The organism is Rhodococcus sp. 15-2388-1-1a, from assembly GCF_002259145.1.
Lineage (GTDB): Bacteria > Actinomycetota > Actinomycetes > Mycobacteriales > Mycobacteriaceae > Rhodococcoides.
In genome coordinates this window covers 1-12,324 of sequence record NZ_NPFP01000050.1, presented here as the reverse complement: position 1 = coordinate 12,324, position 12,324 = coordinate 1, and the positions used below count along the sequence as shown (strand labels likewise).

Annotated in this window: 10 protein-coding genes; 6 read left to right on the top strand and 4 right to left on the bottom strand. The window is 66.1% G+C overall.

The genetic code is table 11. The features are described 5' to 3' along the window. Window positions 1–11 precede the first annotated feature (11 nt). Genes CH302_RS27325 through CH302_RS27310 form a run of 4 tightly spaced genes read left to right on the top strand, consistent with a single transcriptional unit; the run spans window position 12 to window position 4,688 of the window. A complete protein-coding gene (locus CH302_RS27325) occupies window positions 12–644 on the top strand; it encodes a hypothetical protein (protein ID WP_037190747.1) in 633 nt (210 codons plus the stop codon). Next, window positions 641–2,014 carry an FAD-dependent oxidoreductase gene (locus CH302_RS27320; protein ID WP_037190750.1) on the top strand — a complete coding sequence of 458 codons (1,374 nt, stop codon included), beginning with the start codon at window positions 641–643 and terminating at the stop codon, window positions 2,012–2,014. The genes CH302_RS27325 and CH302_RS27320 overlap by 4 nt, the downstream gene beginning before the upstream one ends. A 20-nt stretch (window positions 2,015–2,034) precedes the next feature. Continuing rightward, window positions 2,035–3,501, top strand: a complete 1,467-nt coding sequence (locus tag CH302_RS27315; RefSeq protein ID WP_037191075.1) for a dihydroorotase — start codon at window positions 2,035–2,037, stop codon at window positions 3,499–3,501. After that, a complete protein-coding gene (locus CH302_RS27310; RefSeq protein WP_037190752.1) occupies window positions 3,498–4,688 on the top strand; it encodes a CaiB/BaiF CoA transferase family protein in 1,191 nt (396 codons plus the stop codon). Before CH302_RS27315 ends, CH302_RS27310 begins: the two co-directional genes overlap by 4 nt. Before the next feature lie 40 nt (window positions 4,689–4,728). Here CH302_RS27310 and CH302_RS27305 read toward each other — a convergent pair whose 3' ends face one another. Together CH302_RS27305 and CH302_RS27300 are read right to left on the bottom strand one after the other, a co-directional pair. Continuing rightward, window positions 4,729–5,655, bottom strand: coding sequence for an ABC transporter substrate-binding protein (locus tag CH302_RS27305; protein WP_052047709.1), 927 nt, complete (start codon window positions 5,653–5,655; stop codon window positions 4,729–4,731). A 75-nt stretch (window positions 5,656–5,730) separates the two neighbouring features. After that, window positions 5,731–8,028, bottom strand: coding sequence for an ATP-binding cassette domain-containing protein (locus CH302_RS27300; RefSeq protein WP_052047670.1), 2,298 nt, complete (start codon window positions 8,026–8,028; stop codon window positions 5,731–5,733). 174 nt (window positions 8,029–8,202) lie between these two features. Between CH302_RS27300 and CH302_RS30760 the strand changes: the two genes are divergently transcribed. Next, window positions 8,203–8,673: a PASTA domain-containing protein gene (locus CH302_RS30760; protein ID WP_230596271.1), complete on the top strand. Its 471-nt coding sequence runs from the start codon at window positions 8,203–8,205 to the stop codon at window positions 8,671–8,673. Between the two features lies 1 nt (window position 8,674). Here the strand turns inward: CH302_RS30760 and CH302_RS27290 are convergent, their stop codons facing one another. Continuing rightward, window positions 8,675–9,214 carry a DUF2231 domain-containing protein gene (locus tag CH302_RS27290; protein WP_037190758.1) on the bottom strand — a complete coding sequence of 180 codons (540 nt, stop codon included), beginning with the start codon at window positions 9,212–9,214 and terminating at the stop codon, window positions 8,675–8,677. A gap of 89 nt (window positions 9,215–9,303) precedes the next feature. On the opposite strand from CH302_RS27290, the gene CH302_RS27285 reads away from it, so the two are divergent. Beyond that, on the top strand, window positions 9,304–10,800 hold the full coding sequence (locus CH302_RS27285; RefSeq protein WP_037190760.1) for an acyl-CoA synthetase: 1,497 nt from the start codon (window positions 9,304–9,306) through the stop codon (window positions 10,798–10,800). Window positions 10,801–10,807: 7 nt separating this feature from the next. On the opposite strand, the gene CH302_RS30755 is transcribed toward CH302_RS27285, so the two are convergent. Continuing rightward, a partial coding sequence (locus CH302_RS30755; RefSeq protein WP_255139116.1) for a DUF222 domain-containing protein occupies window positions 10,808–12,324 on the bottom strand: 1,517 nt, incomplete at its 5' end.

Genomic DNA, 12,324 nt, shown 5'->3' with positions numbered 1-12,324 from the left:
GTTCACCCCACATGCACCTCTTGGCTTTCACCCCGATCGACGTCGACGCGGCAGAACTGCAGCGGCGGCAGGATCGGTACGCCCAACTTTCCCCTTCGGGGATCACTGTCGAGCTCCGCAACATCGGGGCCGACGCGCCCAGCGCACTGGACACCGAAGTCGACATCAGACGGTCCGAGGAAGTGATGTCGTCGGCGTTTCGCTCCGTGCACGAGACGGAAGCCGACGGGTTCCTGCCCGACTGCGTGCTCGATCCCTGTGCCGAAGAGGCAGATTCGTTCGTGCGGCCGCTCTACGGACTGACCCGGTTGACGGCATCGTTCTACGCGTCCCAGGGACACCGGGTCGGCGCACTGGCGCGCAACGACGCCATCGCCGCGGAAATGGACCGCCGACTCGGGTTCTACGGGATCGTCGCCGAAGCCACCGAGGTACTCGGACTCGGTGTGCACGATATTGCCGACACCGGAGCCTGGGGGAGAGCGGTCTCGGAACACGCGATCAAGCTCCGGTGCACCATCGCCATCAATGCGTGCTCCGCCGTCGATCTCGTCGATCCACCCGCGTCGCCGCAGGTGGTCGACCCGACCGCCACCGCACTGCGGCTGCTCGGTCTGCGATCCGAACTGCAGGTCACCGCGTGAGCGAGGACGGACCCGACCTGGTGGTGGCAGGCGCGGGCGGCGGGCTCGTTGCTGCTCTCCGAGCCGCCGAGCTCGGGCTCGACGTGCTGGTGGTCGAGGCCAGTGCGCACTTCAAGCGGGGTAACAACACCGCGATGTCGACCGCCATGATCCCAGGCGCGGGTTCGCGATGGCAGCGTGAGGCCGGAATCGAGGACTCACCGCAGCAGTTCTTGGACGACGTGTTGCGCAAGACCAAGGGCACTGCCGATTTACGGCTGGCGTCCACCCTGGCCGATGTCAGTGCCCCGCTGGTGGAATGGCTCGCAGATCATGTGAAGCTGCCGCTCACCCTCGTGACCGATTTCTCGTACCCGGGGCACTCGCAATTGCGTTGCCACACTGTCGAAGGCCGGCACGGCAGTGCGATGCTCGAGCACCTTGCGCGCGCGGTCGCCGACGAGCCGCGCATCGACATGTTGACACCCGCGCGACTGACCGACGTGTCCGTCGACTCCGACGGGGCCGTCGACGGAGTGACGATCACGATGCCCGACGGCAGCGTCGATGTCGTTCCTACTCGTGCAGTCCTGTTGGCCACCAACGGCTACGGTGCCAACGCGGAGATGGTCGGGGAGCACGTGCCGGAGATATCCGCGGCCCGCTATCACGGCAGTGAGTACTCCACCGGTGACGCGCTCACCATCGGGCGTCGCCTCGGTGCCGATTCGGCGTATCTCGATGCCTACCAGGGGCACGCCGCGCTCTCCAAGCGGGCGACGACGCTCGTCGGCTGGGCGACGGTGATGCACGGCGGTGTAGTGCTCGACGTCAACGGCCGTCGGTTCGGTGACGAGACGACCGGCTACTCCGAGTACGCGGCCACGCTCGCGTCCAGGCCCGGATCCGAGGGGTGGATCATCATCGACCGGGCGATCTACGACAAGTGTTTGTCGTTCAAGGACTTCCAGCAGACCGTCGACTCGGGTGCTGCGGTGTGGGCCGACGATGCCGATAGCCTTGCGGCCGCAACAGGGCTCCCACCTGCGGCAGTGGCGGAGGAGCTCGACGCTGTGGAAAGGTATGCCTCGGGAGAGGCTCCGGACCCGTTCGGCCGCAGCTCTTTCGAGCACACTCTCACCGGGCCGTATGCCGCCATCAAGATCGTGCCCGCGTTGTTCCATACGCAGGGCGGCCTCGTCGTCGATGAGAACGCACGTGTACTGCGAACCGACGGGTCGGCCATCACCGGCCTGTTCGCCTCGGGCGGTGCCGCGATGGGCATCTCCGGCCACGGTGCTGCCGGGTATCTCGCCGGTAACGGATTGCTGCCGGCACTCGGACTGGCGTACCTCGCGGCAAGCTCGCTCCGAACCACTGAACTCTTGTGAAGAAACTCGAAAGGACCATCATGTCAACGCTGTTGATCACCAATGCGCGCGTAGTTCGGCCAGGATCCGACGCCCCCGACGAGGGCGAGTTTCTGGATCTGCTCATCGAAGACGGCAAGTTCACCCGTATCGAGGCGAACATCGATGCAGCATCCGCAGAGACCGTCATCGACGCGGCAGGCAAGGTCGCATTCCCCGGTGTGGTCGACGCACACCAGCATTGGGGCATCTACAACTCGCTCGGCGATGATGCCGAGACCGAGTCGCGGGCGTGTGTCCAGGGCGGCGTGACCACCTCACTGTCCTACATGCGGACCGGCCAGTACTACATGAACACCGGTGGTTCCTACGCCGACGTGTTCCCGAAGGTCCTCGACGCCACCGAGGGACGTCCCTACGTCGATTACGCGTACCACCTCGCGCCGATGTCGAAAGAGCACATCGACGAAATTCCTGCGCTCATCGCAGATCACGGCGTCACCTCGTTCAAGATCTTCATGTTCTACGGCAGCCACGGGCTCCACGGGCGGTCGACCGATCAGAGCGAATTCCTGATGACGCCCGAGGGGGAGCGCTACGACCTGGCGCACTTCGAGTTCGTGATGCGCGGCATCCAGGCGGCACGGGAGCAGATGGGCGACAAGGCCGATCACATCTCGCTGTCGCTGCACTGCGAGACCGCCGAGATCATGAGCGCGTACACCAAGATCGTCGAGGAGGAAGGCACCCTCGAGGGCCTGGCTGCGTACAGCGCGTCACGGCCACCGCACTCGGAGGGCCTCGCCGTCACCATCGCGTCGTTCCTCGCGGACGAGACGCAGCTGCCCAACATCAACCTGCTGCACCTGTCCTCGCGCAAGGCGTTGACTGCGGCGATGCGGATGGCAAAGGCGTTCCCGCACGTCAACTTCCGCCGTGAGGTCACCATCGGGCACCTGTTGGCCGATATCGACACCGCCTACGGCCTCGGCGGCAAGGTCAACCCGCCGCTGCGTCCGCGCGACGACGTCGAAGCGCTGTGGGAGCACCTGCTCGCAGGTGACATCGACTGGGTCGTCAGCGATCACGCGTGCTGCAAGGACGAGAAGAAGTTCGCCGAGGACCGCGGCGACATCTTCGCCGCGAAATCAGGCTTCGGCGGTGCCGAGTACCTGCTGCCCGGACTGGTCAGCGAAGGACGCAAGCGCGGCCTGAGCTGGCGTCGCATCGCCGAGCTGACCTCGCTCAACCCTGCCCGGCGCTACGGCCTACCGGGCAAGGGAGACATCGCCGTCGGGATGGACGCAGACATCGCTCTGATCGACCCGGACCATACCTGGACCGTCCGTCCGGAGGATTCCGAGTCGGCGCAGGAGTACACACCGTTCGAGGGATTCGAGCTCGGTGCCAAGGTGACCGACACGTTCGTCCGCGGTCAGCGGGTACTCACCGACGGTGCCGTCGCCGGTGCTCCCGCAGGCCGCTACCTGCACCGTCCGTACCTGTGACGGGCCCACTGGAGGGCATCAAGGTACTCGACATCTCGACGATCCTCGCCGGCCCCCTCGTCGCGCAGATTCTCGGCGACTTCGGGGCGGAGGTCATCAAGATCGAGCACCCCACCAAGCCCGACGGTATGCGCGGACACGGCTTGGACAAGGACGGTCATCCGCTGTGGTGGACGATGATCAGTCGCAACAAGCGAACGATGACCCTGAACCTCGGAAACGCGCACGGCGGAGCGATCTTTCGTCGCCTCGCCGCAGAAGCCGACGTGGTGGTCGAGAATTTTCGGCCGGGAACCCTCGAACGCTGGGGACTGGGATACGACGTTCTCTCCGAGCTCAACCCTGGATTGATCCTGTTGCGTGTCACCGGCTTCGGTCAGACCGGACCGTACGCCACGAGGCCTGCCTTCGGCACGCTCGTCGAATCGATGAGTGGGTTCGCGCATCTGACCGGCGAAGCCGATGGGCCGCCGACGCTTCCGGCGTTCGGGTTGGCCGATTCCCTCGCCGGGATTGCGGGTTCGTCTGCCGTCTCGATGGCTCTGCTGCACCGCACCAACAACGGCGGTAAGGGCCAGCAGATCGATCTGGATCTGTTGAGCCCCATCATGGCTGCGGTCGGGCCGGGCGTCATCTACGCCGATCAGCTGGGGATCGATCAGGAGCGAACAGGGAACCGGTCGAGCAACAACGCGCCGCGAAACCTGTACAAGACCGCGGACGGGCATTGGTTGGCGATTTCGACGAGCGCGAATTCGATAGCCGAACGCGTGTTGGTGCTGGTGGGTCACCCGGAGGTGCTGGACGAACCGTGGTTCGCCACCGGGCGTCAGCGCGCCGCCCATGCTGACCTTCTGGACGAGTACGTCGGCGGCTGGATTGCCGAGCGGACCAAGGACGTGGTGATCGACGAGTTCGAGAAGGCCGGAGCGGCAGTCGCTCCCGTCTACAAGCCGAGCGACCTGTTGTCCGATCCCCAGGTCAACGCCATCGAAATGGTGACGACCGTCGAGGACGACGACCTCGGCCCCGTGCGCATGCAGAACGTCATGTGGCGGATGGGTGGCAGCCCCGGCCGGATCAGGTACACCGGCCGCAAGCACGGTGCCGATACCGACCAGGTGCTGACCGAAATCGGCTGTAGCGCCGACGAGATCGAGGCGATGCACCGCGACAGCATCGTGTAGAGCGCGGCGGGTGATCGCGATGTCCGGTCACCCGCCGAGTTCACATCGGAATCTGCTGCACCACGGCGGCGACGGCTTCCACCTGGTCCGCGATGCGTGGCCCCCACCGACTCGACAGGTCCTCGTCCATCGGGAAGATCCTGCCGTCTCGGACGGCGGTCATCGAACCCCACCCCGGCCGAGCCGCGACCGATTCGGCTGTGACGCCGCAGCATTGGGCGTCGGCGAGGAAGACGATATCGGGATCCGCGGTGATCACCGATTCGGCGGACAGCTGTGGGTAGTCGCCTGCGCCGGAGCCGTCGGCGATGCTCGTCAGGCCGAACAGACCGTAGATCTGGCCGACGAAGCTCGCGCTCGACACGGTGTACAACGTGTCGTCGAGTTCGTGGAAGTACGTCAGCGGTTCATCACGATCCGGAACGCTCGCCACCGCGGCGTCGATCCTGGACCGCATCTGCGCGACCACGGCGTCGCCGTCGGCGTCGTGCCCGGTCGCATCCGCAACGCGTTCGATCTGGGAGTACGCGTCGTCGAGGCTCGTCGCGGCCGGGACCAGCAACGTCGGAATACCCGCCTCGGCCAGAGTGGACGTCACGAGGCCGAGGTCGGTGGAGGTGATCACCAGATCGGGGTCGTACGCGACGATCGCCTCGAGGCTCGGCGTGAACGCCGACAGCCCGGTCTTCGGAGCGTCGGCGGGATAGTCCGACTGATCGTCGACGGCCGCCACCTGCTCACCCGCCCCGACGGCATACAGGGTCTCCGTCGCCGTCGGGCTGAGCGAGACGATCGAACGAGGCATCGCGTCGATGGTGACGGTCCCGCCGTCCGAGCCCGACGCGATCGTCCTCGGGAACTCCCCGCCCGACGCCGTAGCCGAGGTGGCGGCCGGCGGGGAGTCCGTGGTCGTGCTGCCGCAGCCGGTCGCGACCAGCGCGACGACCGCGAACCCGGCTGAGATCATTCGTGCCGATCGACGCTGCACTGCCACTCCTGAGTTTCCGATGTCTCCTGGAGCGCCAACACTATCGGGTCGCGGTCAGCGCCCCAGGCTCCGTGCCAGGTACGTGCCGGTGTGGGTGTCCGAGACCACCAGTTCGTCGACGGTTCCGGTGAAGGTGATCAGACCGCCGTTGTGCCCGCCGTCGGGGCCGAGGTCGATGACCCAATCGGCGGCGGCGATGACGTCGAGGTTGTGTTCGATGACGATCACCGACCTGCCCTCGTCGACCATCCCGGACAGCAACGCGATCAGGTTCGACACGTCCGACGGGTGCAGACCGGTCGTCGGCTCGTCGAGGACCAGCACCGGCGACGACCCGACCAGTTCGGTGGCGAGCTTGAGCCGTTGCCGCTCGCCGCCGGAGAGCGAGGACAGGTTCTGGCCGAGCGAGAGGTAGCCGAGCCCGACGTCCCGGCACCGGCGGAGGATGTCACGGATCTTCTTGACCTCGAAAAAGTCCTGAGCGTCCTCGACGGACATCTCGAAGATGTCGGCGATGCTGATGCCGTCGACGGTATGCCGGATCGCGCCCGAACGGAATCTCCTGCCCTGGCACGTCTCACAGGTGCTCGTCACCGGGTCGGTGAACCCGAGGTCGGTGAAGATGACGCCACTGCCTTGGCAGTCGGGGCATGCGCCGTCGGAGTTGGGCGAGAACAGCGACGGCGGCTGGCCGGTCTTCTTGGCGAAGTAGGCGCGGATCGGGTCGAGCAGACCGGTGTAGGTCGCGGGGGAGGAGCGACGCGATCCGCGGATGGGTGCCTGGTCGATGATGACGGCGTCCGGCGCGGCCTCACGGAGGTGGCCGTGGATGAGGCTCGACTTGCCGGAACCCGCCACGCCGGTGACGGCGGTCAGCACTCCGAGCGGCACGTCGACGCTGACGTCGCGCAGGTTGTGCGTGCTCGCACCGGTGATGCTGAGCCAGCCCGAAGGCGCACGGGGAGTACGCAATTCGACGCCCTCGCGGCGCAGCGCGGCGCCGGTCCTGGTGTCGGCGCGGCGGAGTTCGTCGTAAGTGCCCTCGAACACGACTGTGCCGCCTGCCTTTCCCGCGCCGGGGCCGATCTCGACGATGCGGTCGGCGATGGCCATCACCTCGGGGTCGTGCTCGACGACGAGGACGGTGTTGCCCTTGTCGCGCAGCGCGAGCAACATGTCGTCGAGGCGGTGAACGTCGCGGGGGTGGAGGCCTGTGGTCGGTTCGTCGAAGACGTAGAGCATGTCGTTCAGGGTGGCTCCGAGGTGGCGGACCATCTTGATGCGCTGGGATTCACCGCCCGACAGCGACGACGTCGCCCGGTCCAGGCTGAGGTAGCCCAGACCGAGATCGACGAGCCTTCGTAGCTGCGTGACGATTTCGGCGGTGACGGACCCCAGTCCGTTGATCTGCCAGCCGTCGATGCGGTCGGCGAGTTCGGACACCTGCATCGCGAACGCGTCGGGCAGAGACAGGCCCTGGAGGGTTGCGCCGCGGATGGCCTCGTTGTAGCGGGAGCCGCCGCAGGACTCGCAGACGCCGCGCGTGACGATGCGCTCGAACGCGAGCTTGGCCTTGCCCTTGAGGGCATCGGCGTCCTTCGCCAGGTAGCTGCGCCGGAACCGGGACACGATCCCCTCGTAGCTCTTCATGACGGCGTCGGGGTTCAGCACTTCGACCTCGCCGGGCTTGGCGTCGAAGAAGATGTGGCGCTCGCGGGCGGAGTACTGCTCGATCGGGACGTCGAGATCGAACAGGCCCGAGTCGGCGAACACCCGATACGGCCATTTGCCGACCTCGAAGTCGGGATGCTGGAACGGCCCCTCGCGCAAAGACTTCGACTCGTCCACGAGTTCGCCGAGGTCGACGACCTTCGCCTCACCGAGCCCCTCGCACTCGAGGCACATGCCGGCCGGGTCGTTGAACGAGAACGCGTTCGCGAACCCGATCGTCGGGGTGACGCCGCGGGACCACAGCATGCGCAGCCAGTCACCGATGTCGGTGATGGTGCCGACCGTCGACCGCGGGCCACCGAACAGACGCTTCTGGTCGACGATCACGACGGCCGACAGGTTGGCGATCAGATCCGCGTCTGGGCGACCGTAGGACGGAAGGAAGGTCTGCGCGAACGCGGTGAACGTGGAGTTGATCTGCCGTTGAGCTTCGGCAGCGATGGTGTCGAACACGAGTGATGATTTCCCCGACCCGGACACGCCCGCGAACACGACGAGCGAGCGCTTGGGCAGGTCGAGGTTCACGTCGCGAAGATTGTTCTCGCGTGCTCCGCGAACCATGATCGTGGACAGTTCGTTGCTGGATGGCTGGGCTGGGGTGGTCGGCTGGGCCTGGGTCATGTGCGCTGAGGTCGCCTTTCGCCGCCCCCGACGCTGGTTCGTCCGGGGCCGACGCAGTCTACCGTACGCCGTACGGAAATGCCGTTCGTGCGTCTGCAGTAACAGACTTCCCGGTCTGGCGATCTCACATGGGCGCCGGTTGCATCAGGCCATCGGTCGTGTCGAAAGGTATTCATGACCAGTAGTAGTCGTTTCCGCGTGCGATCGGCCATCGTGCTCGCCCTCCCGGCGATCGTCCTCGCGGGCTGCGGATCGCAGGACTCCACCGAACCCGAAGTGCGCACCGAAGTCCGGACGGTGACCGTCGAGGCAACGGCAACCCCAGCGGCTATCGCGCCGACGTCGGTCGACAGGATCGTCCTTCCGGACACCACTGCGCCCGAGCCGTCCGCATCGGAGCCGGCCGCGCCGGTCCTCGTTGCCATGCCTCCGGTCGTATGCATGAATTTGCAGTCCGCGCAGAATGCGATCCAGGCAGCCGGTGTCTTCTACTCCCGCAGCGCCGATGCCTCCGGCGAAGGTCGGATGCAGGTCAACGACTCGAACTGGATTGTCGTGGCGCAGGATCCGCCCGCAGGGACGCTGATCGGTGAGGGGGATGCTCTGCTGTCCGCGGTGAAGATCGGTGAGCCCAGCAACTGCTGAACTACCGGCCAATGCTGTGCTTGCCTGCTGGAGTCGGTTCCTGCTCGGTCGAGCTGTAGGCGAGGTGGCCTCCGATGAGGCCGCCGACGCTGGCTGTAGCCAGACCGGCCGCAGCCAGCGCCTTGGCGATGCCATCGGTCTGGTTCCGGCGACGTATGTACGAGCCGAGGAAGAGGAAGACGCCGGTCGCGTTGGAGGCCGCGTGGATCATCCCGACGCGTCGTTGGCGGGTGTTCATCGTCGACCAGTCCGCCCAGCCGGTGGCGATGGCTGCCGGTGCGGATGCCAGCCCGAGGGAGATGACCAGCTTGCTCGCCCTCGATTGGTGATTCATCAGGTCGAGGGCGACTGCGCTCGTCCAGCTGCCGATGGTGACGTTGACGAGAGCCGGGTGGATGGGGTGACCGATCCACCGTCCCCTCAGTGCGCCACCGACGGCGCTGTCGTCGAGGGCGGGCGCGAGAACGCCGTTGATCGCGTTGCCGGCACCGTCGAGAAAGGACGCCGATTCGAGGCTGTCGAGTGCTTGTTTCGTCTTCATGCCTTGCCGCATGCCCCGCTGACGCTGCGCGAACCGTAAGGGCAGCCAAACACGGGACGAGATGCTTGGACGTCCTATAACGTCGGGTGATGAGCAGCGGAACACGAGTGAACACCGTCGACGGCGTCCTGCGACGGTCGGCCGCGAAATTTCCTGACCGTCTCGCCGTGACCTTCGAGGGACGCAGCCACACATACGGAGAACTCGATACCGCGGTCACCCGCGCCGCCCGACGACTGATCGCGTTGGGATTGAACAAGGGTGACCGCGTGGCGGCGTACGGCGTCAACTCGGACGCGTACGTCGTCGCGTTCCTCGCTTGTGCGCGAGCCGGATTGGTGCACGTTCCGATCAACTACGCGCTGGTGGGCGACGAATTGCGGTACTTGCTCGACCAGTCGGGCTCCCGTGTGGTTCTCGTGGACCCGGCGTTGACGGCCACCCTCGACTCCGTTCGTGGAGACCTGACGATCGAGCACGTGATCTCACTTCCCGATGTACTGGGCACGGACGGCGACGGCTCCGAACTCGAACCCGCCGCCGATTCGACCGACCTCGCTCAGTTGCTCTACACCTCGGGAACGACGTCGAAACCCAAGGGCGCGATGATGTCTCACGGCGCACTCGTCGCGGAGTACGTCTCGTGTGTCATCGCGCTCGGGTTCACCCAGGACGACGATCCGCTGCTCGTGATGCCGATGTACCACTCGGCGGGGATGCACGTGTTCATGCTGCCGTATCTGTCGGTGGGTGCCACGGTCCGTTTGATGCGCAGGCCCGACGTCCCGGAGATCCTGCGCCGCATCGAAGAGGAGAAGATCAAGTCTCTGTTCCTGGCACCGACGGTGTGGGTTCCGCTCGCCAATCACCCCGACCTGGCCACGCGCGACCTCTCGTCGCTGAAGAAGGCACAGTACGGTTCGTCGATCATGCCCGTCACCGTGCTCACTCGGCTACGTGAGCGGTACCCGGACATCGAGTTCTACAACTGCTTCGGGCAGTCCGAGATCGGTCCGTTGGCAACGGTATTGCAGCCCGAGGAGCACGAGGCGCGGCCGGCGTCGTGCGGACGTGCGGTGTTCTTCGTCGAGACTCGCGTCGTCGATGCCGACGGCAACGATGTGCCGGACGGCGAGCCCGGGGAGATTCTCTACCGTTCTCCTCAGCTGTGCGACGGCTACTGGGACAAGCCGGAGGCGACGGCAGATGCGTTCTCGGATGGGTGGTTTCATTCCGGTGACTTGGTGACACGCGACGCCGAGGGTTTCATCACCGTGGTCGACCGGATCAAGGACGTCATCAACACCGGCGGCATTCTCGTCGCGTCACGCGAGGTGGAGGATGCGATCTATACCCATCCGGCGGTCGCCGAGGTCGCGGTGATCGGGACGCCCGACGACAGGTGGATCGAGGCGGTGACGGCTGTTGTCGTGCTCAAGGACGGCAGTGAGTTGTCGTCGCAGGTGCTGATCGACCATGTGAAGGGTCGGATAGCGCCGTTCAAGGTGCCCAAGACCGTCACCTTCGTCGACGAATTGCCGCGCAATCAGAGCGGAAAATTGCTCAAGCGTGAGCTGCGCAGCTGACCTGTTGTCAGGCTGCGCGACGTTTTCGTCGGTGATAGCTGGGGATGGGCCGTCTCGCGGGGTCGATGGATTCGGGTGGGATGGCGTAGGGGTGTCCGTCGTCGCCCATGAACAGTTGCCAGTCGCCGTGGTGGACGAGACGGTGGCATTCTCCGCAGACCAGCGCGAGATTGTTCAGGTCGGTGCGGCCGCCGTGTTCCCAGAATTTCACGTGGTGGGCTTGGCACCACTGTGCGGGGCGGCCGCACATCACGCAGCAGGAGTCGCGGATGGTCAGAGCGATGCGTTGGTCGTCGCTGGCGAGCCGGGTGGTGCGGCCGAGCGCGAGCGGGACGCCGTGGTGGTCGACGATGACGGGGGTCAGGTCGGCGTCGCAGGTGAGAAGTTCGGCGAGGAAGCGACTGATCGGCCCGGTCCAGTCGAAGTGGAACGGCCACTCGGCATCACCGGGCTCGGGCGCAGACTTCTGCCCGCGATGTTCACCGGCTCCAGTGCTGGGACCGACACGATCGCTGCGGGAATCACCGGTCCGTGAACTGGAATTGGAACCAGCACCGGCAGTCTCACGGACGTGGTGCCCGACGTCAGCGCCAGCAAGGGGAGGCGTGTCGGTATCGCCGGTCCTTGAGTCGTCGCCGGCATCAGCGCGGTTCCCGCTGACGCGACGACCGTTGCCACGATCGGGACCGACGCCAGCATCGCCGGTCCGTGAACTGGCATCGGAACCGGCATTGCTCGTGCCGTCGTGACCGTCGGCAACGGGACCCGTATCGGTATCACCGGCCCGTGAGTTGCCGCCGGTACCGGATGCCCTCGAACTCGTTGTTGCGCTGTTCGATTGCGTGTGTCCGCGGTCGGCGAGCAACTCCCGCAGCGGGACGATCAGGTGTACCGACGCTCGCGATCCGCCCGCCGATCCGCGGCTGGTGCCGCGGAGGTGCCGGTCGAGGATCTGATCGAGCGCGTCGGCCCGCCGCTTCGACGGACCACGCGGGTCGCGTTCACCACCGGGACCCGGGCGCGGGGCAGTCAACGGCGACAACGCCGTGAGCAGCTTTTCGGCCAGCAACCGGTCGACGTTGCCGCCGAGTTGATAACGACCATTGGCAAGCGGATGAACGTCGAAACGGTTCAGCTCCGGGTTCTCCGACACCGGTACCGGCGGCGGCCCCGGCGGAACAGGTTCGGGCCCAGCAGGTTCGGGCTCGCCTGACCCACCTGCATCGCCCGAACCACCCGCATCGTCGGTGCCAGCTGCATCACCCGCGCCACCTGCATCAGCTCGGCTCGCCTGTTCCCGCTCTTGTTCCCGCTCCCGTTCTCGTCGCTGCTTCTCGGCCTGCTCGTGTCGGGCTCTGGCGTCGTCGGCCGCAGAATGCGCCAGTGCCTGCGCACGGGAGCTGACCTGCCCGGCGGTGCTGCGCCTCGCGGTCTCGAGCAATTCCGCGACGACAGCGTCACGGCGCTGCTCGTCGAGGGTGGGGTCGGCGACCACCACGGTGGCGTAGCCGTCGGCGATCGCCG

Excerpts from the sequence above, each read along its gene's own strand:
- CH302_RS27325 (WP_037190747.1), top strand. The coding sequence starts at position 12 with ATGCACCTCTTGGCTTTCACCCCGATCGACGTCGACGCGGCAGAACTG.
- CH302_RS27315 (WP_037191075.1), top strand. The coding sequence starts at position 2,035 with ATGTCAACGCTGTTGATCACCAATGCGCGCGTAGTTCGGCCAGGATCC.
- CH302_RS27305 (WP_052047709.1), bottom strand. The coding sequence starts at position 5,655 with ATGATCTCAGCCGGGTTCGCGGTCGTCGCGCTGGTCGCGACCGGCTGC.
- CH302_RS27300 (WP_052047670.1), bottom strand. The coding sequence starts at position 8,028 with ATGACCCAGGCCCAGCCGACCACCCCAGCCCAGCCATCCAGCAACGAA.
- CH302_RS30760 (WP_230596271.1), top strand. The coding sequence starts at position 8,203 with ATGACCAGTAGTAGTCGTTTCCGCGTGCGATCGGCCATCGTGCTCGCC.
- CH302_RS27290 (WP_037190758.1), bottom strand. The coding sequence starts at position 9,214 with ATGAAGACGAAACAAGCACTCGACAGCCTCGAATCGGCGTCCTTTCTC.
- CH302_RS27285 (WP_037190760.1), top strand. The coding sequence starts at position 9,304 with ATGAGCAGCGGAACACGAGTGAACACCGTCGACGGCGTCCTGCGACGG.